Raw genomic sequence first — 26,746 nt, 5'->3', positions numbered from 1 at the left:
CGCCGTCATGTGATCGGACGTCGTAAACCGCGACACGCCCTAAGGATCCGGCCAATGGCTTCGGGTCAGGTCCGCTTGCGGCTCGCGATCTCGTCAGAGAGCTGCTGTACATGGGCGGGGTCCGCGTCCCGGGCAATGGCGACGTAGTGGTCCATGACGGCCGGCCGGTAGCGCACGGGCAACGTCTGTCCTGGGGCGAGCCGGGTGAGCGCGGTGATCGTGAGGTTCTCGTCCGCGATACCGCGGAACGAGATGCCGTCGGCGGTCTCCACGTCGAACATCAGGACCACGCGTGGATTGCTGTTGACCTCCCGCCAGTCGACCAGAACGCCGAGCGCAAGCGCCCCCGTACGCAGTTCCGCATTGCGCTTGCGTGCATCACTGCTCAGGAGCGGATTCGGGGCGACGCCCGGGAAGTCGGGCCCGACGCCGAGCGATTCCCGGCTCAGGTCTGGCCTGAGCTGCGCCATCATATCGTTGAGCTTTTTCTTCGAACCGAACATCCTGACCTCTCCCTCACACCGGTGCCGGAATCTCGGCCTGGCGCTTCGCCATCACCGCGATTGTACGTCACGGCCGTTCCCGACCACCGTCGCATCGCCCCGTCCCGATTGGGTCGCCGTCTGCGGCCGCGGACGGGCTCGGTTGAGAGCAACTGAAAACGCGACACGGGACCAGAGTTCCCGCCAGAACGCTCAACCTTTGCCAGACACGCCCCATAGCCGTCCGGCAAAGGATCCCTCACCGTGCACATGGATACAACCAGTGGAGAGGTTCGGAGAGGGACCGGCTTGCGAGCGTCTCAATCTGTGCAATCGGCGCCACTGCCGAATCGACATCCACTCCCATCGACGCCTCCAAACCGCTACGACGATTTAGCGGACTCCCGTGGCGGAGCCATCCGGAATTGAGCGCAGCATTAGAGCGCCCGTGTGCGTGATCGCAAAGGGAAAGCGCCATAGCGGCGGGCAGTCATCGTTGTCTTCGTCGTGGCCGGTGGTCCTTATCTGGCGGCTCCAGAATTTCGGCTCGATGCCGCGGAGCAAGCAGGAAGCGTGGATCCCGGCGTACTCGCTGTACACAGTGGCCGTGATGGTGTTCCTCCTGGTGGGCGGCTCGGCGCGGGCCGCGCGGCGGTTGGCAGTGGCGAACGGGGTTCGTGCCAAGTGCAGCTCTCCTTCATCTTCGACGCTCAAGCACGGACCGGCACCTACCATGTGAACACCTCCTGCGGGGTTCTGCCCGGGCCCGGGGCCGGGTGAGCTTGAGGTCAACCCTGAGAATCCGCAGGACGTAGTCATCGTCAGGCATGAATCTCTGACCCAACACGTTGCACCACCACGTCCTCTTCCGGCTGACGGTCTGGCGCATAAGGGTCCGTTAGCCGAACCTCTTGCGGGACGTTTGGCGCGCGAGCTGGCGCTCAAAGTGGTTGACCACGAACGCTCAAAACGGTGGAGTAATCGTGCTCAAAATGGTAGCTTGGAAACGCTCACAATGGTGTACTAGTCAAGAAGCGCTGGAGAATCATCACAATGGACGGGTACAAGAGACGGATCATCGATGACTCAATCGACGAGCTCTTCCCTTCGTTCGCTGCAATCTCCATCGATGGGGCCCGCGCAATCGGGAAGACCTCCACTGGGAGGCAGCGAGCGAAGACAATTCTCGACTTGGACCTCCCCGAAATACGGCAGTTGATCCAAGCAGATCCCAAATACTTGAACAGAGTAGACACCCCGGTCCTCATCGATGAATGGCAACATGTCCCCGAGGTCTGGGACCGTGTCCGCCGCCTCGTCGACAGCGACCCGACCGGCGAACGGTTCATCCTGGCCGGCAGCGCCGCACCCGTTGGCGCCCGCCTCCACTCCGGCGCCGGCCGTATCATCAGATTCCGGATGCGACCTCTCTCCATCGCGGAACGCAACTTGGCAACTCCAACCGTCCGCGTCGGCGATCTGCTCAGCGCAGACACCCCGGACATCTACGGTTCCAGTGACGTTGAACTGCGCGACTACGTCCGCGAAATCGTCGCCTCGGGATTCCCGCAGCCCCGGCAGATGAGCGATCGTGCCCGCGGAGTTTGGCTGGATGACTACATCGAGCGAGTCATCACTCACGACTTCACCGAACAGGGACACCGCATCCGCCGGCCTGAACTACTGCGAGGTTGGTTGCGGGGTTACGCCTCGGCCACCGCGTCCGCAACCACCTTCGCGAAGATCGGTGCCAGTCTCGACCCAGGTGAACCAACAGGACCAACGAAGAAGACGTCGATCGCCTACCGTGACGTCCTCAGCAGCCTCTACCTGCTCGACCAGGTCGACGCCTGGTCGCCCAGCCAGAAGATCCTGTCACGAGCTTCCCTCGCGCCGAAGCACTTTCTCGCGGATCCGGCACTCTCCGCGCGCCTGCTCAACCTCAACGAGGTCAAACTGATGTCCGCCGCCCAACCCGCGACCAACAACGGGGACCGAACTCGCCTCGGCGATTTCTTCGAAGCACTCGCCGCCCTCAGCCTCCAGACCTATGCGGAGGCGAACGACGCGCAGGTGTCTCACTTCCGCGACCATGATGGGAGGCACGAAATTGACTTCATCATCCACCGAGGACACGCAGAAGCTGTGGGTGTTGAAGTGAAGCTAAAATCCGCGATCACCGACCACGACGTTCGCCACCTGCTCTGGCTGAAGGAGTCGCTCCCGGACCAAGTCGTCGATCTCGTCGTCATCAACACGGGCACCCACGCTTATCGTCGACAGGATGGCGTGGCGGTCATCCCGCTCGCGTTGCTCACCGCCTGAGGGGATCCTTCACCGGGACAGCTGCACCCAGTTGGCATTCTCAAGAAGCGAGAAAGCCGAGAGTACGCTGGCTCCATGAAGCGGCCTCATAGGAAAGGCACTCGGCAGGCGCTCTCACGAGATTGCGTCGACAAAGTGGGAGCAGGCAAGCTCCATAGCCCCCGCTGGGAGCTGGTGCCCGCCATCAAATAGATATGTGTCGCTGACTCCAAGGCCGAAGCCCGCGAGCACGGCACGTACTCCGTCAATAGGGAACCACGGATCAGCGGATCCGGCTGTGACGAGCACCCTCTGTCCTTCGAGGGCTCTTGCTACCGCGGGCAGGTCGCCGGCCGCCGTGAGGCCAGGTACGAACCATGCCGGATTGTGCTTGATGCGGTGAGATGCGAACGAGGCAACGGTGCCCACACCGCAGCTCACCACGCCAGCGGAGAGGCGGACATCGAACGCTAGGCTGAAGAGCGCCACCTGACCGCCAAGAGAATGGCCCATGATGCCTAGATTCCCTGTTGACTTCCCATGGGTGCCCAAGAATGATTTCGACATGAAGCGGGGGAAACGAATAGCAATCTGGGCGCTGTGCGCCGCCCTTCTTTTCGGGATAGGCGCTGTGGGAGTGCGGCTTTGGACCGTCCACCAGATGACCTCGGACTGGACGCTGTGGCCCAAGGAGGTGCCGTCCAAGGTCCAGTTCGCCGGTCGTGACTTCAACTGCGGACCGAACCCAGCACCAAGCACCCGTACTTTGGACGGCCTGCGCTTGCGCGGGAAAACCGCCGGCGGCGCCGATATTTACACGGCCGAATCCGCCACGGGGCAAATCACGGTGACTTCGATTCTGGTCAAGACCGATATCGCGACTTATTCGTGCGGCATCATGGGCGGCCCAGCTCTGCTCCTGAACCAAAGCCCTGCACGCTAAGGGATCCCTGACCGGAGGAGGTCCGATTGACCAACGGACTATGCAGGCCGGACCCGGAACTTCTGGTCGCGGCATGTCAGACGGCGGACAGCCGTCTGACATCGTAGGAGATGCGGTCAGCTCGATGTATGAATATCCAGACTCTCTGCGGTGTTGGCCTATCCAGACACCGTGCCCGCCCATTCCCATCTTCGGACTGCTCTAATAAGCTCGCTGTGGGCTGGGAGCCTCCAGTTACCGCACCGTCGATGAGCCGGTTCCGGCCGCGCCGTCGGGAAGGAACATTGCCATGGCCACGTACAAGATCGGATACTTCGTCGGCAGCCTTTCAAGCCGCTCCATCAACCGTGTCCTGTCCAAGGCGCTCATCAGCGTCGCGCCGGAAGAGCTCGAATTCACCGAGATTCCTATCAAGGACCTGCCACTGTACAGCCCGGACTACGACGCCGACTACCCGCCCGCCGGCCGGGCCCTGAAAGACGCGATTGCGGCATCGGACGGGATCCTTTTCATCTCCCCCGAGTACAACCGCTCCGTCCCCGGCGCCCTGAAGAACGCCATCGACTGGGGATCCCGGCCCTGGGGAACCAACTCCTTCGCGCGCAAGCCAACGGGGATCATCGGGACATCACCTGGCAGCATCGGGACGGCCGTGATGCAGGCGTCGATGCGTAGCGTCCTGAGCTTCCTCGACGCACCTCAGCTGAACGCCCCTGAGGCCTACATCAAATTCAACCCGGCGGCCTACAACGAGGACGGATCGGTCAGGGACGAAGGCACGGCATCCGTCCTGCGCCACTATGTGGAGGAATACTGTGCGTTCGTCGAGCGCGTTCTGGCCGCCAACGCACCAGGGCACATCGGCGACCACCATCCGGACCACGCCAAGCTGACGCGGTAGCGCGGGCCTGCTGCGCGGCTACGGGCTACTCCCCGGTCAGCCCGTCGATCGACTCGCGGAGGAGATCGGCGTGGCCGTTGTGTCTCGCGTACTCCTCGATCATATGCAGGACAATCCATCGCAGGCTGGGCGCTCGGCCATCGGGCCAGGTGCGCACGGCAAGCCGGCCCAGGCCGCCGTCGTCCATCGCTTCGGCGACCAGCAAGTGGGAGCGGGACACCGTGTCCCGCCAGAGCGCTCGGAGCTGCTCGGGTGAGTCCTCGGCGGCTGAGTGCCATTCCCAGTCCGGATCGGCTTTCCAGTCCACACTGTCCCATGGGGGCTGGCGGTCCCGGTCGTGCAGGCATTGGGAAAACCAGTGTTCCTCAACATAGGCCAGGTGCTTCAGCAGCCCGCCCAGGGTCATCGAGGTCGGAGCCACGCGCGCCCCCAAGCCGGATGCGTCGAGCCCAGCACACTTCCACGCAAATGTTGCTCGCTGGTACTCCAGGAAGCCAAGCAGGGTAGCGGCCTCGTCGGCTGAAACGGGAGGTTCGGGTCGTCCTTGCTCGTCCACGTCAGTCATGGGCCGTGAGCCTACGCGCTGCAACGCGCCGTGGCAACGCCGCCAAAGCTAGTGCTTCGCAGAGACGTCCTGCGATATCGCCCGCGCCGTCTCCACGATCTGCTCCCGGACCGATTCAAGGTATGCAGCGGGGTTCGGCTGGGCAGCGACGTTTTGGGCTTGGAGCGAGACGTTGACCGCGGCAGCCACATGGCCCGCTTTGTGGTTCCACACCGGCGCTGCCACGGACATGAGACCCAACTCCAGCTCTTGGTCCAGCAGGCACCAGCCCTGCCTGCGCACCCGGTCCAGCTCGGCCAGAAGTTCCTCGCGGGACGTGATGGTCCGTGGCGTCAGGGCTTTGAACTCCACCGAAGACAGGTATTCGTCCAGTTTCTGCTGCGTCAGGCCGGCAAGGAGCACGCGTCCCATGGACGTGGCGTATGCCGGGAAGCGGGTGCCCACCGAAATGCCGACCGTCATGATCCGGCGCGTGGTCACCCGGGCCACGTAGAAGATGTCCGCGCCGTCCAGTACCGCGGCCGACGTCGACTCCCCCAGTTTCAGCGACAGCTCCTCAAGGTGCGGCTGCGCGAGCTGTGGGAGGGACAGAGCCGACAAGTACGAGTAACCGAGCTGCAGCACCATCGCTGTCAGGGCGAAGGTCTTGCCGTCGGTACGGACATAGCCCAGCTCAACCAGTGTGTGCAGGAAGCGCCGGGCCGTGGCACGCGTCAGGTTGGTGCGTGCCGCCACCTCGCTGAGCGTCATGACGGGGTTGGCCGCGTCGAAAGCGCGGATCACGGACAAGCCACGTGCCAGTGATTGCACGTACTGGTCACTCGCCTGGGGAGCGCCTGCCTGCGGTGCTCCGGCTACTGCTGCGTCGGTCATGGTTACCAATCTTATTGGCGCGAACTGGCAGCAGGTGCCCCTTGGATTGCTTCCAGAGGGCATCTGCTGCCAGTTCGCGCGCGACTTGAGACGACCTAGACCCCGACGGCGGCGCCAGCCGCCTTTTCTTTGAACGGCACCAGCGGGACCGGCACCAGCGCTTGGAGTTCTTCGAAGGTGCAGCCGAACGTCTCACGCACGGTCACGCCGTCGGGCCCTATCAAGAAGACCGCTTTGTCCGTGTACACGCGAGTCACGCAGCCCACGCCGGTCAGCGGATAGCTGCAGCGCTCCACGAGCTTGGACACACCGTCGCGGGTCAGGAGCGTCATCATGACGAACACGTCCTTGGCACCGGTCGCCAAGTCCATAGCCCCACCGACGGCCGGAATGGCGTCAGGAGCCCCGGTGTGCCAATTGGCGAGGTCGCCCGTGGCCGACACCTGGAAAGCGCCGAGCACGCAGATATCCAGATGGCCGCCGCGCATGATCGCGAAGGAATCGGCGTGGTGGAAATACGAAGCGCCGGGGAGTTCGGTGACGGGGATCTTGCCAGCGTTAATGAGGTCGCCGTCGATCTCCTCGTCCTTGGCCTCCGGGCCCATGCCGAGCATCCCGTTCTCCGTGTGGAGCGTGATGTTCTGCTCCTCGGTGAGGTAGTTGGAGACGAGCGTCGGCTGACCGATGCCGAGGTTCACGAACGAGCCCGGAACGATGTCGCGCGCCACGAGCCGCGCGAGGTCGTCGCGGCCCAGCGGCGTCGCCGAGGTCTGCAAACTGGTTTGGATGCTCATGTCAGGCCACCTTCACGATGCTGTTGACGTAGATTCCGGGGGTCACCACGTTCTCCGGGTCGAGGGCGCCCGTGGGAACGATCTCCGACACCTGGACGATGGTGTGCTTGGCGGCGGCTGCCATGATGGGACCGAAGTTGCGGGCCGTCTTCCGGTACACGAGGTTGCCCTTGCCGTCGGCTTTGAGCGCCTTGATGAGCGCGACGTCGGCGTGGATAGGCGTCTCGAAGACCTGCCATTTGCCGTCCAGCAGCCGGGCTTCCTTGCCCTCGGCCAGCATGGTGCCGTAACCGGTGGGCGTGAAGAACCCGCCAATCCCCGCGCCCGCCGCCCGGATGCGCTCGGCCAAGTTCCCTTGCGGCACGAGCTCCAGCTCGATGTCCCCGGCCTTGTACCTGGCGTCGAAATGCCAGGAATCGGACTGCCGGGGGAAGGAACAGATCATCTTGCGGACCCGGCCTTCCTTGATGAGCAGAGCCAAGCCCTGATCGGCCTGCCCGGCGTTGTTGTTCACCACGGTGAGGTCCGTGGCGCCGGACTCGAGCAGCGCGTCGATGAGTTCGAACGGCTGGCCCGCATTACCGAAGCCGCCGATCATGACAGTGGAGCCATCCTTGATGCCGGAGACTGCCTCGCCAACCGTGTCAATGAAATTCAGCATGGTTCTTTAGCCCTTAACCCCAGGAGTGACGTTTTCGAGCACCACGGCCAGGCCCTGCCCGACACCAATGCAGATGGCCGCGACACCCCAGCGCTGTCCAGAGGCTTGCAGGCTGCGTGCCAAGGTCCCCAGGATCCGGGTGCCGGAGGCGCCCAGCGGGTGGCCCATCGCGATCGCGCCGCCGTGCCTGTTCACGATGGAAGAATCGATCCCCCACGCATCGATGCAGGCAAGGGACTGCGCGGCAAACGCTTCGTTGAGTTCGACGGCGCCCACCTGCTCCCAGCCGATGCCCGCCTTCGCGAGTGCCTTGTTAGCCGCTTCCACCGGGGCGTAGCCAAAGAACTGGGGATCGTTTCCGTGTGCTCCGCGGCCAGCGATACGAGCAAGCGGCTCCAGCCCGAGCAGCCCGGCGGCGCTTTCGCTGCCGATCCAGGCCGCGGAGGCACCGTCGGACAGCGGCGAAGCGTTGCCTGCAGTGACTGTGCCGCCCTCCGGACCCGAAGACTCGGGACGGAACACCGTTTTGAGCCCACCGAGCTTCTCCGCCGTCGAGCCTGCCCGGATGCCTTCATCGCGGACCAACTCCGTACCCGGAACCTGGCTCACCAGCTGGTCATAAAAGCCTTCGTCCCAGGCGGCAGCGGCGAGGTTATGCGACGCAGCGGCGAACTCGTCCTGGCGTTCGCGGGTGATCCCGTACTTCTCGCGCAGCCGTTCGGTGGCCTCGCCGAGGGAAATGGTCCAGTCCTTGGGCATGGCCGGATTCACCAGGCGCCAGCCCAGGGTGGTGGAGGCCAGGGTCATGTCGCCGGCCGGGTACGGCTTGGAAGTCTTGGGCAGCACCCACGGCGCGCGGGACATGGATTCGGCGCCGCCTACCAGCATCAGCTCGGCGTCGCCGGCATTGATCTGGCGAGAGGCGATGATGGCGGCATCCAGGGAGGAACCGCACAGGCGGTTGACCGTGGTGCCCGGGATCGACGTCGGAAGCCCGGCCAGGAGGGTGGCCATGCGGGCGATGTTGCGGTTCTCCTCGCCGGCGCCGTTGGCGTTGCCGAACACCACTTCGTCAATCCGCTCGACGTCCAATGCAGGCGCACGCTTCACGGCTTCGCGCACCACGTGGGCCGCGAGGTCATCCGGCCGGACCCCGGCAAGGCCCGAGCCGAATTTTCCAAAAGGTGTTCGCACGGCGTCGTACACATATGCCTGATTCATGCGTTATCCATTTCTTTGAAGACCTGTTGCGCGGTCTTGAATGCGGTGTTGGCGGAGGGGACTCCGCAGTAGATGGCGGTCTGCAGCAGGATTTCCTTGATTTCGTCCCTGCTCAGCCCGTTGGTGATGGCAGCGCGGATGTGCATGGCCAGTTCCTCCCAGTGCCCGTGCGCCACCATCGCGGTGATGGTGACGGCGGAGCGCATCTGCCGCGTCAGGCCCGGGCGGGTCCAAATGCCGCCCCAAGCGATGCGGGTGATCATGTCCTGGAAGTCCCCGGTGAAGGCGTCCTTGTTCGCGTTGGCACGGTCCACGTGCGCGTCGCCGAGCACTTCACGACGGACCACCATGCCGGCGTCGTAGATTTCCTGCGAGGTAGCGTCGCGCTGAACAGCGCCGTTGCGCTCGATGCTCATTTTCCGGCCTCCATCATGAACGTCCGCATGAGGTCCGCGACGACGGCGGGCGCCTCCGCGGGCGCAAGGTGCCCGACGCCGTCGAGCGCTATAGCGACTGCAGTGCCGCCGTCTGTGTGGATCCCTGCGTTGATGCCCGCGGCAATTTCTTCAGCGAACGACGGCGGCGCAACAGTGTCCTCGACGCCGGCCAGCGCCTGCGTGGGGACAGTGATGCTGCCGAGTTCGGAGCGGACGTCGAATCCGGCGAGGGCCTCGCAGCAGAAGGCGTAGCTGAAGCGGTCGGCGTCCCGCAGGGCGTGCAGGAGGCGGCTGCTGACCACGGGCTGCCGATCCATGAAACCCGGGGCGAACCAGCGCTGCGCGGACCCCTGGATCATCACTGCAGTGCCTTGCGCGCGGACGGTTTCGGCGCGTTCAAGCCACCCTTCCGGCGTGCCGATCTTCGCGCCGGTGCATTGCACGGACAGGCTCTTGAGCCGGTCTCCGTGCTTGATGCCCAATTGCAGGCCGGTGGCGCCGCCCAGGGAGTCCCCGGCGTAATGGAAGACGGCGCCGGGGACGATTGAGTCCACCAGGTCCACCACCGCGTCTGCCAGTTCGGCGACGCTGAACGTTTCCGAGGCCGCGGGCGAGACGCCGTGACCGGGAAGGTCCCAGCCGATGACGTCGAACTCCGAGCCGAGCAGGGTTGCCGTCTCGGTCCACAGCACCGTGGACGTTCCGAGCGAGGGCCCCACCACCAGGAGGGGCTTCTCCCCCGGGGTGCGCTGCGGGGACAGCAACACCGCTTTGATGTTGGGCTTAGCCACGATCGGCTCCCTTCGGATGGGTGTGTGCGAATTCCGAGTACTCCGCCAGGACGCGGCGGCTGATTTCGGCGGCCTCGCCTACATAGTTGGCCGGGTCGAGAAGGGCCTGCAGTTCCTCGTCGGACAGTTTGCTGGTCGGGACGGCTTCGCGGAGGAGCTTGGTGTAGATCCGGGCCTGCTCCACAGCAGGCGCCTGGAGGGTATCGTCGACGACGGCTTGCAGCCGGGCCTTCGCGTCGCTCCTGTCCGCGCCAAGGAGCGGAGCAACGGAGGATGCCACGGCTTCACTGAGCAACAAGGGCCCGGAGATTTCCAGGTTGCGGCGCATCGCCTCCGGGAAAACGCGGAGTCCTTCGGCGAGCTCGCGGAGCTGGGTCGCGGCACCGAGTGCGAGCCGAAGCAAGCCCCGCAATGCCTGCCATTCGCTGTGCCAGGCGCCGTCCGGGCGTTCGTCGTTGAAGTTGGCTGCCGCCAGGTGCAGCTGCGCAGCCAATCCGGGAGCTTGGAGCGCCGCGCTACGGATCAGCACCGACAACACCGGATTCTGCTTTTGCGGCATGGCCGAGGAAACGCCTCGCCCTGCCGCAAGCGGCTCACCCAGCTCGGCAACCTCGGGCCGGCTAAGGAACAGCAGATCCGAGGCGATCTTGCCGAAGGAGTCCGTCAGCGCCGCGAGGGCGTCGCCGAGTCCAGTGACGGCCAGGCGGTTCGTGTGCCACGGCGCGGGAACGGGAGCGAGGCCTAGTTTCCCGGCCAAGGCATCGGCCAAGTCGAAGGGGCTCGACGGCGAGCCTTCCGTGAGCTGCGAGCCTTGCGTAAGCGGCGAGCTTTCCGTGAGCACCGTAGCGGCAGCCAGGGTGCCACCGGCGCCGCCGAACTGCACGGGCAACTTCAGGGCTTCGAGGCGACGGGCCGCGGCGGCCACTCCGTGGAACCACTGCGCAGCTTTGAGCCCGAAGGTGAACGGAAGCGCATGCTGGGTCAGGCTTCTGCCGACGCACAGCGTGTCCGCATGCTGCTCCACAAGGGCTGCGAGCGCCGTCGTCGTACCTTTCACTTCGGCGAGAAGCGCGGAAACCACGCGGTGCGCGAGCAGCATCAGGGCCGAATCCAGGACGTCTTGGCTGGTCAGGGAGGTGTGTACGGCGGCAAGCGCGCCGAGGGCCCCGCCGGGATGCTCAGCGTCGAGTTGCCTGACCCTGCCTCGGAGATCGGCCAGCAGCGGAATAACCGGGTTAGCGCCGCCTTGTGCGCGTTCGGCGATGGAAGCGGCATCGTAAGCCCAGGATTCCGCGGCCTCGGCGACCACAGCGGCAGAACCGGCGGGAGCGAAGCCCGCCTCTTCAAGCACGGATGCCCAAGCAGCCTCGACGTCGAGGATGGCGGCAATGACCGCACCGTCACCCGTCAGCGCCGCCACCGCGGGCGACGCCGAAACCGGGCTGAGCAGCCCGAAATCGCCGTCGCCACTCACTGGGTGGCGCCTTCGGAGCGCTCGAAGTCGAGAAAGACAGTCTCGTTCCCGCCCTGCAGGCGCAGATCCCAAGTGAGTCCGCCATCCGCGTCGCGGCGTGCGATCAGGGTGCTGCGGCGCTCGGGGTCCAGGGAGCTGAGAAGCGGATCGGCAGCGAGAGCTTCCTCGTTTTCCGGCAAGTAGATGCGGGTGAAAAGGCGGTTCATGAGGCCGCGGGCAAAGACGGCCACCGAGATGAACGCCGCAGCTCCCGCCTCGGTGGGTCCGGGGTTGACTGTGGTGAACGTGAAGACACCGGAGTTGCCCACGGCCGCGCGGCCCCAACCGGTAAAGGTGTAGCCGTCCCGGACCAGGGAGCCCGTGCGCTGGACCACGTTGCCTTCGGAATCGGGCTGCCAGATCTCCAGGATGGCGTCCGGGATGGCCTCGCCTGCGCCGTCGTACACGGTGCCTTGCAGGCGGATGCTTCCGGGGCTGCCGGGGGCCAGGAGCTCGTTGTCCTTATTAAAGGGGAGGGCATACCCATAGAAAGGGCCAACCGTCTGGCCGGGTGTCGGGGTCAACTTACTCATGCTCTACTCCTCATCCCCGGCGTCGCCAAAGGCTTCGTTTTCGGTCCAGGTCCGCTTAGACCCGCTCAGCACAATGTCCCAGTTGTAGCCGAGGGCCCACTCGGGGCTCGTCAGCTCGTGGTCGTACTTGGCGACGAGCCGGTCGCGGGCGTCCTGGTCCACGATCGATTGGTAGATGGGATCCAGCGGGAACAACTGGTCACCGGGGAAGTACATCTGGGTGACAATGCGCTGCGTGAAATCCGTGCCGAACATGGAGAAGTGGATGTGCGCCGGCCGCCAGGCGTTGAGGTGGTTCTTCCACGGGTAGGCGCCGGGCTTGATGGTGGTGAAGCGGTAGGAGCCGTCAGGTCCGGTGATGCAGCGCCCGACGCCGGTGAAGTTCGGGTCGAGCGGGGCGGGGTGCTGGTCGCGCTTGTGGATGTAGCGGCCGGCAGCATTGGCCTGCCAGATCTCCACGAGCTGGCCGGCAACCGGACGGCCGTCGCCGTCGAGCACTTTGCCTTGCACGATGATCCGCTCACCCTGGGGTTCGCCGTTGTGCTGGATGGTGAGGTCCGATTCCAGGGCGTGCACGTCCTGGTGCCCGAATGCCGGAGAGTACAGTTCGATGGTCTCCGGATCCGCGTGGTGCAGGCTCTTGGTGGGGTGGCGCAGGATGCTGCTGCGGTACGGCGCAAAGTCCAGGCGGGGCTGGGTCTCCGGCGCGGCACCGTCCTTGAGCGCCCGGGCGTACGCCTCGCCGATGGCCTTGATCTCGGCGCTGAGATCCGCTTGGGTTTCGACGGCGGCGTCCGACGGCGCATGGGCGGCATGCGGTTCGGCCGCCGGTACGAGCTCGTCGTCTTGGTAGTGCCCGGCATTTGCGTCTAGCAGCACGGCCGGCTCCTTTCGGGTGGTTGCTTTCCTGGTTTCTGCTTGCGTTTCTGCTTAGCGGTGCATGTGGTGGGTATGAAGCGAGTCGTACTGGGCTGCGTCGTATTGAACCGCGTGCCGCACGGGGGCGTTGGGAGCGCCGTAGCCGTCGTAGTTACCGCGGCGTTCGACCATTTCGAAGAACACGCTGCCCACCGTGGCGGTATAGAAGTGGAGGAATTCACCATTGGCGTCCCTGTCGTAGAGGAGGTTCAGTTCCTTGAGGGTGGCGAGGAAAGCAGGCTCCAAGGCGAAGCGCGCATCCAGGTCCTCGTAGTAGTTGGCCGGGATCTGCAGAAAATCGAGTCCACGTGCCTGCGCCGCCCGCGCCGTGGCCACGAGGTCATCCACCGCGAAGGCAATGTGTTCCTGGTAGCTCTTGCGCCCACCCTGCTGAAGCAGCGGCGCGAGGTTCAGGACCAGGCGCACCGCACGGTCCGACGTCTGCATGACCTGCGAGCGCACCAGGCCGCTGGGGCTCGGCACCTCGGCGAACGGCAGCGGTTCCAGGGCCAAGGCACTCGTGTAGAAAAGGACGGCTTCGTCGAAGTGCTGCCAGGGCTGCGCCAGGTTCACGTGGTCGATGACCGCGGAGCCGGCCGCGGCCGGGTGCTCCAGCCCTTCGCCGAATTCATGCGTCCAGGCCGCGGTGCCATCCGGGCTGCCTTGGCACAGGAAGATCTCGGTGGAGTCCGGGGCGGCGATGCCTTGGAAGACTTCCTCGTCCGCCTGGACCTTGCGCGGCACCACCGGAGCCCTGAGTTGCTGGGCGCGAGCCGAGGCAATCACTGGAGAGTCGACGTCGAACCCCAACGCCGCGATGGCGGGTTCACTATGCGACGGAGCCTGTTCGTTGATGATGACGCGTGCCTGCCCCATGGACCACAACTGCACGTCCTTGGTCCGGTGCCGGCCGGCGAATTCGAAGCCGAGCTGGCCGAGGAGCGTCTCGAGCTGAGCGGGCTCGTCCGTTTTGACCTCTGCGAAGTTGAACCCGGCCGGTTCCGCCACCTTGGGCAGCGTGGCCAGTTCCATGGGATAACGACGGCGGCGGGCAGCGTGGGCGAGGGAGTCACCATCGGCGCTTCCAGGGATAAGGGATGCCGCGTTCGCGTCGAGCCACTTGGCGCTCTGTTCCTCAAGCCAGATCAGAGAGCGCATCGCGTCCACCGCGGTGCGCTCCACGTCCGATTGGCGGAAGACGTCGTTGAAGACCTCCAGCGAGACGGGACCCGAATAGCCTGCGCGCGCAACGTGGCCCATGAACTTGGCCAGCTCGAATTGCCCCTCGCCCGGGAACACGCGGTAGTGGCGGCTCCAGGAGAGCACGTCCATGGAGAGCTTGGGGGCGTCGGCCACCTGAACGAAGAAGATCTTTTCAGGCTTGATGGCCTCGATGGGTGCCGTATCCCAGTCGCGGGAGAGGATGTGGAAGGAGTCAAGGCACGTGCCGAGGTTGGGGTGGTCCACCGTGTCCACGAGGCGGTGCGCGTGCTCGTAGTCGTTGACGTATTTGCCCCAGGCCAGGGCCTCGTACGCTACTTTGACTCCGTGGTTCCCGGCCAATTCCGCAAGACGGCTGAGCTGCCCGGCCCGGAGGTCGTCGTCGTCGATCGTGGCGGTTCCCACGTTGGTGCACACCAGGATGGTGTCCATGCCGAGGCGGGACATGAGCTTGAACTTGGCGTCCGCCCGGCGCAGGTTTTCCTGCAGAATGTCCTCGGTGACGCTGTCGAAGTCGCGGAACGGTTGGTAGAGATCCAGGCCGAGTCCGAGGTCCGCGGCCATCTTCCGCACGTCCTCGGGGCTAAGGGGCGAGGTGACGAGGTCTTGTTCGAAGATCTCGATGCCGTCGAAGCCCGCGATGGCGCAGGCCTGCATCTTTTCCTTGAGCGTGCCGGAGAGGCAAACCGTGGCGATTCCCGTGCGCATCAGTGCCCCGTCCCGGCGAGAGCCTTGCCGGACTTCGACTCTTCAGCTGTGGACTCTTCGGCGGTCACCAGCTCGAGGAAGTGTGACCGCATCCGCTCCGGATCGGCGTCGCGGCCGGTGAAGATGCGGAACGCGTCGGCGGCTTGGCCCACGGCCATGCGGCCGCCGTCGAGCACCCGGCACCCCTTGGCCCGGGCCTCGAGAACCAGCTGGGTTTCAATCGGCCGATAGACGATATCGGCCACCCAGTGCCGGGGTTCCACGAGGGACATGTCCAGTGGGAGGCCTGGATGCGCGGCCATGCCCATCGGAGTGCAGTGCACCAGACCGTCAGCCAGCGGCATGAGCTGCGGCAGCTCCGCCGTCGTCCGGGCCGTGACGGTGCTGCCCGGGAACAACGCGGCGAGTTCCGCCGCCCGTTCGGCACAGCGCGCAGGGTCCACATCCACAAGGTCCAGCGTCTTGACCCCCGCGGAAAGCAGCGCGTAGGCGACGGCGGAGCCGGCACCCCCAGCGCCGAGCTGGACGACACGGTCCAGTCCGGCGTCGGGAAGGCCGCTAGCCAAGGCGGAACTGAAACCGGAGAAGTCTGTGTTGTGGCCGATGAAGCGGCCGCCCTCGATCAACACGGTGTTCACTGCGCCAAGCCGCCGGGCGTCCTCGGAAACCTCGTCCAGGAACGGCAGCACCAGTTGTTTGCACGGGTGCGTGATGTTGAGGCCGTTGTAGCCAAGCCGTGAGGCGGAAGTCAGGAGATCGCCGACGGCGGAGCCGGGCAGGGAGAGCTCCAGGAGGTCGATGGGCCGGTACAGGTAGCGCAGCCCCTGGACGTCAGCCTCCCTCTCATGCATGGGCGGCGTCAGCGAAGGCGATACGCCTTCACCGATAAGGCCCACCAGGAAGGATTCGGCTCGGTTGCTCATGCTCATTGCTCCTTTGACAACTACACCCGAGGATTGGCTCCCCTGGACTCCCTGAGGACATCCAGAGCTTGCTGCTCCGCCGGGCGGTATGAATCAGACTACACAAAATGTTCATATATTGCACTTGTGTTCTTATCGCGAACAAAAGTGGGTGCCGCAAGGCCCTTCAGCGCTGCGGCAAGCGGTCGGCAAGCTCGGACGCCGCACTCTTCAACAGGGGTACGACAGCCACGAGCTGTTCCACGGTCATTCGGAAAACAGGGACCGCGGTGGCAAGGGATGCGAAGGCAACGCCCTGGGAGTTGAGGACGGGGACGGCGACGGCGCGCATGCCCACCTCATTCTCCTCGTCCATGATCGCGTAGCCCTGGCGGCGGACCTTCTCGATTTCCACGCGGAAGGCGTCGCGATCGGTGATGGAGAATTCCGTGAGCGGCTCCAGTTCAAGCTCTTCCAGGAGCAGCTTCCGCTCCTCGTCCTCAGCGAAGGCAACCAGCGCCTTGCCTACCGCAGTGGTGTGCAGCATTCCAAGATGCCCCGGATCGCTGGTGACCCGGAACATTTGGGGGCCGTCCACCTTGTTGACCGTGAGGTGGTGGTGGCCGTCCCGGACCGACAGGATGGTGGCTTCGCCGGTTCCCTCCGTCACGCGCTGCAGGATGGGCCGAGCCGTACCGGCAAAGCCGTGGTGGTTGGACACCCGCTGCCCGAGCTGGAAGACACGGAGTCCCAGGTGGTAGCGGCGGCCATCGGCCTCGTAGTCCACAAAACCATCGCGCGTCAGGGATCCGAGCAGGCGATAGGTGGTACTGAAAGGCAATTCCGCCTGGCGGGCGAGCTCAGAGGCACTCGCCCCCTTCGGCTCGTTACCCAGCAGCACAAGGAGGCCCAGGGCCTTGCCGATCATGTCGGTCTTTGTGTCTTCCTTCACATCCATAGATCAAGATTGCCACATCGTGAGAGCTATATCTAGATGGTGAGTAAATATCTTGACAAGTGACTGCGCTCACAGTCATCATTGCTATATCGCACAAGTAGCTCTCACAATGTGGCTACAGTGTGAGGCCGCTGCCGGACCAACATCGACGTTCCAGGTACGCAAAATTCAGCCAGATGCGACATCGCCGTCACACAAAGGAACACCATGAGTCACACGATCCCGTCTACGACGCCGGGCACCGCCACGGCAGGAACGCCGAAGAAGGCCGCCCTCGCCAGCTTCCTCGGCAGCGCCGTCGAGTACTACGACTTCTTCATCTTCGGTTCGGCCGCGGCCTTGATCTTCCCGCACGTCTTCTTCCCCAGCGCCGACGCCAACGCCGCCATCATGTCCTTCGCGACCTTCGGCTTCGCCTACGTGGCACGGCCAGTCGGAGCCATCATCCTGGGGCACTTCGGCGACCGCATCGGCCGCCAGCGCGTCCTGATGTTCACCTTGGTGCTCATGGGCGCGGCGACGTTCATCATCGGCTGCCTCCCCGACTTCAAGACCATCGGTTGGTGGGCCCCTGCACTTCTGGTCTTCGCGCGTCTTTGCCAGGGCCTCTCGGCTGCGGGTGAGCAAGCTGGCGCCTCGTCCATGACACTGGAACACGCCCCGGACAACCGCCGTTCGTTCTTCACCTCCTGGACCCTCACCGGAACCCAGGGCGGCCAGATCCTCGCGGCGCTGGTCTTCATCCCCGTGGTTGCCCTTCCGGACGAGATCAAGTACGGCATCGGCTGGCGCATCCCGTTCTGGCTCAGCGCCGTCGTGGTCCTGGTAGCTTTCTTCATCCGTCGCACCCTGCACGAGCCGCCCGCATTCGAAGAGGCCAAGAAGAATCACCAAATCGCCAAGCTTCCGGTAGCCGACCTCCTCAGGCTGCACTGGGCCGATGTCCTGCGCGTTGTCTGCTGCGCCTTCATCTCCGCCGTGAGCACGGTCTTCGGCACCCTGGCCATCAAGTACGCCCAGGACGTGGCCCACGTCAACAGCACCATCACCCTGTGGCTCGTTGTGGCAGCCAATATCGTGGCCCTTGGCACCCAGCCGGTCTTCGGCAAGCTGGCTGACCGGATCGGCCGCAAGCCCGTCTTCATCTACGGTGCCGTAGCCAGCGCCATCATGACGCCGGTGTTCCTCCTGACGCTTGAATCCGGGAACGTGCCGCTCATGTTCCTGGTGTCCGTGGTGTACTTCGCCCTTGGTTACGCCGCAGCCAACGCTGTATGGCCCTCCTTCTACGGCGAGATGTTCAGCACCAAGGTCCGCTTCTCCGGCTTGGCGATCGGCACGCAGCTCGGCTTCCTCATGGCAGGCTTCGCCCCGACCATCGTCACCGCAATCGGCGGCACCAAAGCAGGCGGCTGGGTCCAGATCAGCATCTTCACCGGCGTCATCTGCGTCATCGCAGCGGTCTCCGCGATGACCGCCCGGGAATCCTTCAAGACCCCGACGGCGGAGCTCGGCCTGAAGTAGGACGCCACCAGTTTCAGCCCTATCCGTTGTTCCCCACCGACTCCCGGCTTTCTCAAGCTCAGGCCGGTGGGGAACAGCGGATTTTCTTTGTCCCGGAAGTCTTACCCACGGCTAACCCAGACGAAATCACCCTGCAACATTGGCCCGCCACACTGGGATAGCCGGCAAACGCTGGCAGCTCCAGCCAGGGAGGCCACCATGTTGAAGGAAGTATCAACCCACCCCACTCGAATCCGCGCACTTGACCAGCTGCACCGCGGCGACCAGATCGAAGCCCGCCTCTCCGTGGGACCCTCCTACGATGACGTGGTCATCCGCCGGGGCAGTGTCCAGGAGACGGCCCCGGGCATCGGGGTCGTCTGGATCATGGATCAGCTGACCGGCCTCCGCAAGGCCATCAATACCGACGAATGCACAGTCTGGCGAGTGGCCTGATCCTGGCCCCGAACCGCTCAGCCGCCAGCCACGGACTGGATGATCAAGACCTCCTGGCCGGCCGCAACTTCAGTATCCAGACCTTTCAATCGCCGGACCTCCTCGCCATTCACGTAAATATTCACGTAGCGGCGGAGGGACCCGGTTTCGTCCCGGAGCCTCCGGGCCAGCACCGGGTAGTCCCCGGTCACAGCGTCAAGCAAGCTTTCCACGGTCACAGCTCCGTCGGCGGGCGTAGTCAGGTAGGACTGCCCGCCGGCGAGGGGCTGGAGCACGCTGGGCAAAACTACGGTGATGTCAGACAACGTTTGTCCTACGCTGGCAGGCCGGATGCCGCGGAGGCAGTGGCCAATTCAGCAGCAAGATCGCGGGAGACAACGGCAGCCCGGACGCACAAGACATCGGGCAGATGCGAGGCGACCTCGATGAAAGACTCGCCCTCGTCAGCGCTGGCGTAGACCGAACCGCCGCGTGTTCCGAAGTACACCCCGGCAGGTTCAGCTGAATCCACCGCGGCCGCGTCACGGAGCACTGCATTGTATTCGTGGTCCGGGAGTCCCACGTCCAGACGTTTCCAGGTATTCCCGGCGTCGTCCGTGCGGTGCATCGCTAACCGGCCATCCGGCGGAATCCGCTCGCCGTCCGCCTTGATCGGGACCACCCACGCGGTACCTTCGCGGCGGGGATGGGTGAGCATCACGAAACCGAAATCAGCCGGAAGCCCCTCGGCGATTGAAACCCAGTTCTCGCCGTTGTCATCCGTGCGGTACACGCCGTGGTGGTTCTGCGCGTACAGGCGGCCTTCGACGGCGGCATCCGCAGCGATCTTGTGTACGCACTGGCCGAACTCGGGATTGGGGTCCGGCATGAAGTAGGCCGAAATCCCCTTGTTCCGGGCCTCCCAGGAGGATCCGCCGTCGAGCGATCGGTAGACGCCCCCCGTGCTCATGGCGACGTGGACGTTCTCCCCGGATGGGTTGATCACGATCGAGTGGGCGGCAGCGCCGCCGTAACCTGCTCCCCATTCGCTGCGATGGGGGTGGTCCCACAGGCCACGGTTCAGCTCAAAGTGCTCGCCGCCGTCGGTGGACTTCCAGACGGAGATCGGCTCGCAACCCGCCCAGACGACCCCGGGCCGGGATGCGGAGTCCGGGTAGATCTGCCAGATCCGTTCGAGCGCGGCGTCGGTGTCCTCGGGGAATTTGATGGCGCCTTGTTCGGGCTCGGTCCACGTGGCGCCTAGGTCATCGGAGTGGACCACAGTGGGCCCCCAGTGTTCGGAGCGTACGCCCACCATGATCCGGGGGTTGTCCCCCCGGGTGTCGATCCCGATGCTGGGGATCTCGCTCATGAGGAAGTGCGGGCCGGAGAGGGACCATTCCTTGCGGTCTGCGCTGCGTGCCAGCCACAGTCCTTTTTTGGTCCCGATCGCCAAGACATAACTCTCTGCGGTAGCCATGAACCCCATGCAACCATCCCCGCGCGGGAGCCGCAACGGTTTTGTGAACCGGTCTAGGAAACCGGCTCAGTCCACGAACTCGGACTGCGTCTCAATAAAGTCCCAGTCGGCATCGGTCAGCCCGCCGGCCAGGTCATCGGGATGCGGCCCGCCAGCCTCGGCAATACGCTGCAGAACCTCCAGTGGAAGCTCAGTGGCGCGCAGGTTCTCCCGCAGCCATTCCTTGCTCTTGAGGTCAATGTCCAGCCACCACATGAAGATCTCCACGTGGACCACCCCTTCCTGTGCACGTTAACGCTAAGCCGGAGAGGGATGCTCTACAAGGGGGCGCGGAGCCTGTTCAAACCACGGCCCCCGGTCAACAATTGGGTATGGCCCCGGATAGTTTCAGTGGGCGTGTTCCGTTGGTTCTCGGGGTCTTGCCCGGGCAACACCCGCACGTGCTGCAGACGGCACTGGATCTCGCACTCCACCTCGCCGCCCCGTTGGTCTGTGCCTACGTGGATGAGGCCAGCTACCTGGTGGAATGGGATCCGGCGAAGGAAACGCACCGCGTGTCACTCCACCCCGGGAAGGTTGACGCCGACATCATGGCAGTCCAAAACGAGTTACGCTCCCGGATCAATGAAGCCACCGCGGCCGGCGCCGTCGACTGGACTTTGCGCACCCTCGCCGGCGACCCTGCGCATGCAATCAGCCGGCTCGCGGAAGATGTCCAGGCTTCCATGATCATCCTCGGCTGCCCCGAGCCCGGGCTCGGGCACAGAATATCCGAAGCCCTGAACGGCTCGGTTGCCACATGGCTCAGCCGGCACCAAAGCCGGCCCCTGCTGCTCGTCCCGCTCCCCAAACACGGCCGACATGGTTCCGAGCAACGGACCGAAGATGACACGGATGGCCGGATCAGGCCCTAAATTCGGGCCCCGAAAAACTAAAGTGAAAGTAGTAATTCGGATTGGTAGCGGAGGGCCGTCGGGGCACGTAAGCTAATTGTCAGCAGGAACCAAAGAACCTGCTCCAAAGTCCGCTCCGGAGTGCGTATCCCCCAATAACGCACTCCGGAGCTCTTTGTTTAAGCCCGGCTTCCGGGCGGTTAAGGGCCGGAAGCCGGGCGGTTAAGGGCCGGCTTCCGGGCGCCCCTCACGGGGTTAAAGGTGTGTAATCACCGGGTGTCCATTGCGTCCACGCCTGCATCGTCCCGGCGTTTCACGAAAAGGGTGGCGGGCCATCACAGACGGCCCGCCACCCTTGAGACGATGACAAGCTACGGTCAGAGTCCAGCGACTCCGTTTGGAGTACCGACGCCCGTGGGCCCATCCCAACCGCTGCCAGCCAGGCACCATTGGCTCGTGGGGCAACTGCCCGTTGAGCCCGAGACGACGTCATTGAATTTGCCGGCGTTTGTGTACGGGAGGGAGTTTGCCAGCGCTGCGGAGCTACCGGAGTTCCCGGAAAGCGCGTACATGGCGGCGATGAGGGGTGAGGATAGGCTCGTTCCCCCGTACTGGGCCCAGGACGAGCTGGTACTGCTGTTCGGCGCATACACCGCCAAGCCGGTCTGCGGATCTGCGACGGCAGCCACGTCCGCTGAGGCGCGTCTGCTGCAACCCGTGCCGAAGGCGGCAGCAGCCGGCAACGCGGCATTGACGGTGGAGCATCCGGATCCCGAGCCGGACCAGGCCGACTCGCTCCACCCGCGGGTGCTGGTGTCCTTGACCAACGACGTGCCGCCCACAGCCGTGACATAGCTCGACGATGCGGGGTAGGACGAGCCGGTGTAGCCATTGTCACCGGTGGATGCAGTTACTGCGATGCCGGGGTGGTTGTAGTACGTGCCGTAAGTGGAGTCGGGGGAATCCCCGCCCCCGTAGCTGTTCGAGATCGCGGCGACCCCTGGCTGTTTTGCCGCTGTAGCCACGGCCGTACCAAGATTGGTGAAGCTGGCGGTTGTGGCCTGCACAACGAGAATCTTGCAGTCCGGGCACGCCGCGGAGACGGCGTCGACGTCGAGGGCGGTTTCGTCGGCCCAGCCTGAATTGAACCTGGGAAGCTTGCTGCCGCCGTTTTGGTTCATGATGGTGAGGCAGCCGTTGCTGACCGTGCATGCCGGCAGGCCGAACTGCGAGCGGTAAACGCCGAGGTCTCGCTCAAGGTTCGGATAGCCGTAGGCGTCCACAATCGCCACGGTGCGTCCGCTGGACTTGAGGCCAGTGAGGTTGTAGGCGCTCTGAATATCCGCAGGGGTCTTGCCAGTGGAGAGCGCAGTGCTTCCAGCGGGCGTAACCTGGCTTCCCTGAGGCAGTGCTTTGGCCGCGCCTGTTGAATCATCGACGTACTTGAGCGCAAAACACGACGCATTACCGGCAGGGACATCGGCACAAACCCTCTCCGCATGCCAATTGGCTTGCGGAGAAGGTTGTGCAACAGCCGCCGGTGCCGTCGAGAAAGTACTCATCAACAGCAGCAAAGCCCCGGAAACGCTAAGAATCTTCTTCACGAAACCTCCCTGAGGATCAATAAGATTCGCATTGACAAAAGAGTCAAGGCGGCGCGACCAGCTTTGCACCAAACACCACACTTGTCACGCACGTCACATCCATTGCCCGCCGTTGACGAGCCTCCAGGGATCGGAGCTCCGCCGCCTTGCCCGGCCGGTCGCCGTCGTCGTGGGTTTTGGGACAAAGGTGAGTCCTGCGCGCATCCCGCCACCACCTGGCGACGCGCAAATTACCGGGGGACGCGCGGAATCCCTGGCGACACCCGAATTCGGGCTGCGCTAGGCAAGAACCGCCGCGCCAGGGAATCCGCGCGGCGCCACACACGAACCGCGTCGCCACACAAGAACCGCGTCGCTCAGCCAACGACGGCGCGTGGCGGCGCCCCGCCTAGACCGCCCGGACCGTCCTAGACGAACTGGTACAGCAGGGCCGCCATGCCGAAGCCCACCACGGAGAGCACGGTTTCCAGCACGGTCCACGTCTTCAAGGTGTCCTTGACGGACATGTTGAAGTACTTGGAGATGATCCAGAAGCCGCCGTCGTTCACGTGGCTGGCGATGATGGAGCCGGAGGAGATGGCCATGACGATCAGGGCCAATTGGGGCTGCGAATAGTGTCCGGCGGTGAGCGCCGGGGCCAGGATGCCGCCGGTGGTCACGATCGCCACGGTGGCGGAACCTTGGGCGATGCGCATACCGCAGGCGATCACATAGGCGGACACAATGACCGGGAGCCCTGCTTTGGACAGGGTGTCGGCCACCGCGTTGCCTACTCCGGTGGCCGAGAGCACGGCACCGAAGAACGCACCCGCTCCAACAACCAGCAGGATCATGCCGACCGGCTTGAGTGAAGCAGAGCTGAGTTCGGAGAGCTCCTTGGCGCTCATGCCCCGGCGGATGCCCAGCAACCACATGGACAATCCCACGGCAACGGTCAACGCAATGGCCGGGTTGCCGAAGAACACCAGCGTGTCTCGGAATCCACCAGCAGGCAGGAAGACGTTGCCGAAGGTGGCGCCGAGAATCAGGACCATCGGCAGGCCAATGGCCAGGGCAACAAGGCTCATGGGCGGTTCGTGGCCCACGGCTTCTTCGGCCTCGGGGATCACGCGGTCCTCCGGAACGGCGATCTGCACGCGCTTGCCGATCCATCGGCCCCACAGGATGCCGGACGCGAACCAGGCGGGGATGCCGCAGGCAAGGCCCATAATGATGATCCAGCCGAGTTCAACGTGGAAAAGTCCAGCCGCGGCCACAGGGCCCGGGTGCGGTGGCAGGAAGGCGTGGGTCACGGAGAGGCCTGCGAGGAGCGGCAGGGCGTACAGGATGAGGGACTTCCCGCCCCGCACCGCCGCGACGTAAACCAAGGGCGCGAGCACGAAGATGCCGATGTCGAAGAAGACCGGGATACCCAGGACGAAGCCGGTGACACCCATCGCAACAGGGGTGCCCTTTTCGCCGAAGACCTTTACCAGTTTCCCCAGCAGGACCTCCGCGCCACCGGAACGTTCCAGGATCGCGCCGAGCACGGTACCTAGGCCAATGATCAGGGTGATGTGCCCGAGGATCCCGGCGAAGCCCTTCTCGATGAGGGCGTCCCCGCTCTTGATGGGCGAGCCGACGAGAGCGTCGATGCTCACGCCGCCCGCCAGCGCCACGAGCACGCTGGTGCCCACCAAGGCGATGAACGGTTCCACCTTGACCTTGATAATGAGGAACAGCAGGAGGGCAATGCCCACACCTGCCAGGAGAAGCAGGCCGGCTGTATCGTGCCGCAGCCAGTTCAGGAATTCATTCATGGAATTTACTTTCTGGGGATTCCTACTTGAGGGTGGCGGTAAAGGCGGACGCCCTGGCGGAGATGTCTGCCCAGTTGCCCGAGGCCACGGCGGCCGGAGGGACAACGCTGGTTCCGCAGCAGACGGCGGCAGCACCGGCGTCGAGGTAGCCCTTGGCATTCGACGCGTCGATCCCGCCGGAGGGAAGGAGCCGGATGCCGGGGTACGGTCCCTGGAGATCCTTCAGGTAGGCCGGGCCGAGCTGCCGGGCGGGGAAGATCTTGACCGCGGCGGAACCGAGGTCGAGGGCCACCGCAACTTCCGTGGGTGTCATGGCGCCCAAGCTGAAGGGAATGCCCGCGGCGGCAGCCACCGCGGCCACCTCCGGGCGGAGGCCGGGGGTCACCAGGAATTGGGCTCCGGCGTCGATCGCTGCTTTGGCCTGCTCGGCCGTCATGACGGTGCCGATCCCGACGGCGGCGCCGTGCTGCGAGGCGGTCTCCGCCGCGCGCCGGACATGTTTCAGCACGTCAGGCGTCGTGAACGTCAGTTCGACACTGCGGATGCCGCCGTCGGCCAGTGCCAGGCAGAGCCCGGCGGCGTCGGGGATAAGCGGAGCCCGGACGACGGCGAGGGTGCGGTCGGCTTCAAGCTGCTGGACGAATTCTTCAGGAGTCATGCGATTTTGGTACTTCCTGCTCGGGTGCGTCCGTCGGGGCTGCGGCGCAGTGCGCGGCCGGCGCGGGCGCCGGTGGGCTGGCCGCCGTCGATCGCTGCGGTCCCATTGACGAACACGTAGTGGATGCCAGTAGCTGCCTGGCGGGGGTTTTCAAAGGTGGCCTCGTCACGGATGGTGTCCGGATCGAAGAGGACGACGTCGGCCGCGTAGCCTACGCGGACCAGGCCGCGGCGGTCGAGCTTGAGCCGCTCAGCCGGACGTCCGCTCAAGTGGTGGACCATGTCTTCCAGTGTCAGCAAGCCCAGGTCGCGGCTGTAGTGGCCGAGGTAGCGGGGAAAGGTTCCCCAAGCGCGCGGGTGCGGCTTCGCTCCGACCAAGAGGCCGTCGCTGCCGCCCGTGTGCGTGCGGTGCACCATGATGGCCTGCACGTTTTCCTCGTGGCCAACGTGCTGCAGGATTCCGGTACCCAGCCGGTCCTCCTGGAGGATCCCTGCGAAGACGTCGAACGGTTCAGCGTTGGTTTCCTCGGCGATCGCGGCGATCGTCTTGCCCACATGGCCGGCGAGCACCGGGTTCTGGACGCCGCTGATCTCCAGCGTGTGCCATTCCGCAACCACTCCGTGGCAGCCGTCGGAGCCATAGATCTCCACGCTTTCGCGGATCTTCGCCCTGGTTTCCGGGTCGGCCAGCCGGGCGAGCGTGGCCTCGGTGCCGCCAGAGGATGCCCAGCTGGGCAGGATGGCCGAAAGCGTGGTGGCACCGGGGAGGTACGGGTAAGTGTCCAGCGTGATGTCGGCGCCAGCGTCGAGGGCTGCATCGATCAGTTCCAGCAGCTCGCCTGCCCGGCCCTTGTTCTCGGCGAAGTTCATGGTGGCGTGGGACAAGTGCAGCGCACAGCCGGTATCCCGGCTCAGCCCGATCATCTCCGCGTAGGCGCCGAGCGCGCCCTTGCCGTAGGAGCGGTGGTGCGGGGCGTAGAAACCGCCCAGCTCTCCCACGGTTCGGCAAAGTCCTGCCAATTCCTCGGTGCGGGCGTACATGCCGGGCGTGTAGGTCAGCCCGGAGGACATGCCCACTGCGCCTTCCTCCATGGCGGCGCGCACCAGGTCCTGCATCCGCTCCTGCTGCTCGGGTGTCGGGTCGCCTTCGGCGAAGCCCATCACCAGGGCCCGCACGGTTCCTTGCGGCACGAGGTAGGCGGCGTTGGTGGCGATCCGGCCGCCGTCGTTGAGAGCGTCGAGGCGGTCCAGGTACTCGCCCACCGTTCGCCAATTCCAGTCGAAATCCTGCGGGTTGTCGTTCCAACCCGCGATCTTTTCGCGGACTCCTGCGAGCGTGGCATCGTCTACCGGCGCATAGGAGAGCCCGTCCTGGCCCAGGAGTTCGCTGGTGACGCCTTGGCTGAGCTTGGCGTACTGGTCCCTGTTGACCAGGAGTTGCAGGTCCGAATGGGCGTGCATGTCGATGAAGCCAGGGCTCAGGACAAGGCCCGTGGCATCGATGGTCCACCCGGCGCCTGTTCCGCTGGCGGTGAGGGATCCGGCGTCGGCGACGACGGCGATCATTTCGCCGTCCAGCAGGACGTCCGCGGGGCGACGGTCCGCTCCGGTTCCATCCACCAGGGTGGCGTTGCTGATGAGTGTCTTCAT

At 64.8% G+C, this 26,746-nt stretch carries 29 protein-coding genes; 6 read left to right on the top strand and 23 right to left on the bottom strand.

The genetic code is table 11. The features are described from left to right. Positions 1-65 precede the first annotated feature (65 nt). Positions 66-470, bottom strand: coding sequence for a hypothetical protein (locus HNP00_RS13825; RefSeq protein ID WP_260404975.1), 405 nt, complete (start codon positions 468-470; stop codon positions 66-68). Between the two features lie 405 nt (positions 471-875). After that, positions 876-1,166 carry a hypothetical protein gene (locus tag HNP00_RS13820; RefSeq protein WP_184740039.1) on the bottom strand — a complete coding sequence of 97 codons (291 nt, stop codon included), beginning with the start codon at positions 1,164-1,166 and terminating at the stop codon, positions 876-878. A 369-nt stretch (positions 1,167-1,535) separates the two neighbouring features. Between HNP00_RS13820 and HNP00_RS13815 the strand changes: the two genes are divergently transcribed. Beyond that, positions 1,536-2,807: an ATP-binding protein gene (locus HNP00_RS13815; protein WP_184740036.1), complete on the top strand. Its 1,272-nt coding sequence runs from the start codon at positions 1,536-1,538 to the stop codon at positions 2,805-2,807. A 114-nt stretch (positions 2,808-2,921) separates the two neighbouring features. Here HNP00_RS13815 and HNP00_RS13810 read toward each other — a convergent pair whose 3' ends face one another. Then, complete coding sequence (locus tag HNP00_RS13810) at positions 2,922-3,299, bottom strand: hypothetical protein (protein WP_184740033.1); 378 nt, start codon at positions 3,297-3,299, stop codon at positions 2,922-2,924. A 52-nt stretch (positions 3,300-3,351) separates the two neighbouring features. On the opposite strand from HNP00_RS13810, the gene HNP00_RS13805 reads away from it, so the two are divergent. Together HNP00_RS13805 and HNP00_RS13800 are read left to right on the top strand one after the other, a co-directional pair. Then, positions 3,352-3,729: a hypothetical protein gene (locus tag HNP00_RS13805; RefSeq protein ID WP_184740032.1), complete on the top strand. Its 378-nt coding sequence runs from the start codon at positions 3,352-3,354 to the stop codon at positions 3,727-3,729. Positions 3,730-4,018: 289 nt separating this feature from the next. Next, positions 4,019-4,630, top strand: coding sequence for an NADPH-dependent FMN reductase (locus tag HNP00_RS13800; protein WP_184740031.1), 612 nt, complete (start codon positions 4,019-4,021; stop codon positions 4,628-4,630). Positions 4,631-4,655: 25 nt separating this feature from the next. On the opposite strand, the gene HNP00_RS13795 is transcribed toward HNP00_RS13800, so the two are convergent. From HNP00_RS13795 to HNP00_RS13735, 13 genes are all read right to left on the bottom strand, one after another. Continuing rightward, positions 4,656-5,195 carry a DinB family protein gene (locus HNP00_RS13795; RefSeq protein ID WP_184740030.1) on the bottom strand — a complete coding sequence of 180 codons (540 nt, stop codon included), beginning with the start codon at positions 5,193-5,195 and terminating at the stop codon, positions 4,656-4,658. 48 nt (positions 5,196-5,243) lie between these two features. Next, entirely contained in the window at positions 5,244-6,068 is an 825-nt protein-coding gene (locus HNP00_RS13790) for an IclR family transcriptional regulator C-terminal domain-containing protein (protein ID WP_184740029.1), read from the bottom strand. 95 nt (positions 6,069-6,163) lie between these two features. Then, positions 6,164-6,862, bottom strand: coding sequence for a 3-oxoacid CoA-transferase subunit B (locus HNP00_RS13785; protein WP_184740028.1), 699 nt, complete (start codon positions 6,860-6,862; stop codon positions 6,164-6,166). A gap of 1 nt (position 6,863) precedes the next feature. After that, positions 6,864-7,523 (bottom strand): 3-oxoacid CoA-transferase subunit A, encoded by a 660-nt coding sequence (locus HNP00_RS13780; protein ID WP_184740026.1) that lies wholly within the window; start codon positions 7,521-7,523, stop codon positions 6,864-6,866. Between the two features lie 6 nt (positions 7,524-7,529). After that, positions 7,530-8,744, bottom strand: a complete 1,215-nt coding sequence (locus HNP00_RS13775) for a thiolase family protein (protein ID WP_184740024.1) — start codon at positions 8,742-8,744, stop codon at positions 7,530-7,532. Next, positions 8,741-9,160, bottom strand: coding sequence for a 4-carboxymuconolactone decarboxylase (pcaC, locus tag HNP00_RS13770; protein ID WP_184740022.1), 420 nt, complete (start codon positions 9,158-9,160; stop codon positions 8,741-8,743). The genes HNP00_RS13775 and pcaC overlap by 4 nt, the downstream gene beginning before the upstream one ends. Further along, on the bottom strand, positions 9,157-9,972 hold the full coding sequence (locus HNP00_RS13765) for an alpha/beta fold hydrolase (RefSeq protein WP_184740020.1): 816 nt from the start codon (positions 9,970-9,972) through the stop codon (positions 9,157-9,159). The genes pcaC and HNP00_RS13765 overlap by 4 nt, the downstream gene beginning before the upstream one ends. Beyond that, entirely contained in the window at positions 9,965-11,446 is a 1,482-nt protein-coding gene (locus tag HNP00_RS13760) for a lyase family protein (protein ID WP_184740018.1), read from the bottom strand. The genes HNP00_RS13765 and HNP00_RS13760 overlap by 8 nt, the downstream gene beginning before the upstream one ends. After that, a complete protein-coding gene (pcaG, locus tag HNP00_RS13755) occupies positions 11,443-12,018 on the bottom strand; it encodes a protocatechuate 3,4-dioxygenase subunit alpha (RefSeq protein WP_184740016.1) in 576 nt (191 codons plus the stop codon). The genes HNP00_RS13760 and pcaG overlap by 4 nt, the downstream gene beginning before the upstream one ends. A gap of 3 nt (positions 12,019-12,021) precedes the next feature. Then, on the bottom strand, positions 12,022-12,894 hold the full coding sequence (gene pcaH / locus HNP00_RS13750; RefSeq protein ID WP_184740306.1) for a protocatechuate 3,4-dioxygenase subunit beta: 873 nt from the start codon (positions 12,892-12,894) through the stop codon (positions 12,022-12,024). Positions 12,895-12,948: 54 nt separating this feature from the next. Then, on the bottom strand, positions 12,949-14,865 hold the full coding sequence (locus tag HNP00_RS13745) for a bifunctional sugar phosphate isomerase/epimerase/4-hydroxyphenylpyruvate dioxygenase family protein (RefSeq protein ID WP_184740014.1): 1,917 nt from the start codon (positions 14,863-14,865) through the stop codon (positions 12,949-12,951). Beyond that, positions 14,865-15,788 (bottom strand): shikimate dehydrogenase, encoded by a 924-nt coding sequence (locus tag HNP00_RS13740; RefSeq protein ID WP_184740012.1) that lies wholly within the window; start codon positions 15,786-15,788, stop codon positions 14,865-14,867. The genes HNP00_RS13745 and HNP00_RS13740 overlap by 1 nt, the downstream gene beginning before the upstream one ends. 166 nt (positions 15,789-15,954) lie before the next feature. Beyond that, positions 15,955-16,725, bottom strand: coding sequence for an IclR family transcriptional regulator (locus tag HNP00_RS13735; protein ID WP_184740010.1), 771 nt, complete (start codon positions 16,723-16,725; stop codon positions 15,955-15,957). Between the two features lie 207 nt (positions 16,726-16,932). Between HNP00_RS13735 and HNP00_RS13730 the strand changes: the two genes are divergently transcribed. Both HNP00_RS13730 and HNP00_RS13725 read left to right on the top strand, forming a co-directional pair. Then, entirely contained in the window at positions 16,933-18,249 is a 1,317-nt protein-coding gene (locus tag HNP00_RS13730) for an MFS transporter (protein WP_184740008.1), read from the top strand. A 198-nt stretch (positions 18,250-18,447) separates the two neighbouring features. Beyond that, complete coding sequence (locus tag HNP00_RS13725; protein ID WP_059388807.1) at positions 18,448-18,684, top strand: hypothetical protein; 237 nt, start codon at positions 18,448-18,450, stop codon at positions 18,682-18,684. A gap of 17 nt (positions 18,685-18,701) precedes the next feature. On the opposite strand, the gene HNP00_RS13720 is transcribed toward HNP00_RS13725, so the two are convergent. Genes HNP00_RS13720 through HNP00_RS13710 form a run of 3 tightly spaced genes read right to left on the bottom strand, consistent with a single transcriptional unit; the run spans position 18,702 to position 20,410 of the window. Continuing rightward, entirely contained in the window at positions 18,702-18,989 is a 288-nt protein-coding gene (locus HNP00_RS13720) for a MoaD/ThiS family protein (protein WP_184740006.1), read from the bottom strand. An 8-nt stretch (positions 18,990-18,997) separates the two neighbouring features. Further along, positions 18,998-20,152, bottom strand: a complete 1,155-nt coding sequence (locus HNP00_RS13715; RefSeq protein ID WP_184740004.1) for an exo-alpha-sialidase — start codon at positions 20,150-20,152, stop codon at positions 18,998-19,000. Between the two features lie 57 nt (positions 20,153-20,209). Beyond that, positions 20,210-20,410 (bottom strand): hypothetical protein, encoded by a 201-nt coding sequence (locus HNP00_RS13710; protein WP_184740003.1) that lies wholly within the window; start codon positions 20,408-20,410, stop codon positions 20,210-20,212. Positions 20,411-20,514: 104 nt separating this feature from the next. On the opposite strand from HNP00_RS13710, the gene HNP00_RS13705 reads away from it, so the two are divergent. Next, complete coding sequence (locus HNP00_RS13705; RefSeq protein WP_184740001.1) at positions 20,515-21,057, top strand: universal stress protein; 543 nt, start codon at positions 20,515-20,517, stop codon at positions 21,055-21,057. Between the two features lie 356 nt (positions 21,058-21,413). Here HNP00_RS13705 and HNP00_RS13700 read toward each other — a convergent pair whose 3' ends face one another. The 4 genes from HNP00_RS13700 to HNP00_RS13685 all read right to left on the bottom strand — a co-directional run bounded on the left by HNP00_RS13700 (position 21,414) and on the right by HNP00_RS13685 (position 26,746). Next, the gene (locus HNP00_RS13700; RefSeq protein WP_221451495.1) at positions 21,414-22,640 is read right to left on the bottom strand and encodes a hypothetical protein; all 1,227 of its coding nucleotides are present in this window, start codon (positions 22,638-22,640) and stop codon (positions 21,414-21,416) included. A gap of 407 nt (positions 22,641-23,047) precedes the next feature. After that, on the bottom strand, positions 23,048-24,439 hold the full coding sequence (locus HNP00_RS13695) for a GntP family permease (RefSeq protein WP_184739999.1): 1,392 nt from the start codon (positions 24,437-24,439) through the stop codon (positions 23,048-23,050). A gap of 22 nt (positions 24,440-24,461) precedes the next feature. Continuing rightward, entirely contained in the window at positions 24,462-25,097 is a 636-nt protein-coding gene (locus tag HNP00_RS13690) for a bifunctional 4-hydroxy-2-oxoglutarate aldolase/2-dehydro-3-deoxy-phosphogluconate aldolase (RefSeq protein ID WP_184739997.1), read from the bottom strand. Continuing rightward, positions 25,094-26,746 (bottom strand): amidohydrolase family protein, encoded by a 1,653-nt coding sequence (locus HNP00_RS13685; RefSeq protein ID WP_184739995.1) that lies wholly within the window; start codon positions 26,744-26,746, stop codon positions 25,094-25,096. The genes HNP00_RS13690 and HNP00_RS13685 overlap by 4 nt, the downstream gene beginning before the upstream one ends.

The organism is Arthrobacter sp. AZCC_0090 (assembly GCF_014207375.1).
Taxonomy (GTDB): Bacteria; Actinomycetota; Actinomycetes; order Actinomycetales; family Micrococcaceae; genus Arthrobacter.
The sequence above is the reverse complement of the archived record's forward strand: the minus strand, read 5'-3'. Positions and strand labels throughout refer to the sequence as shown.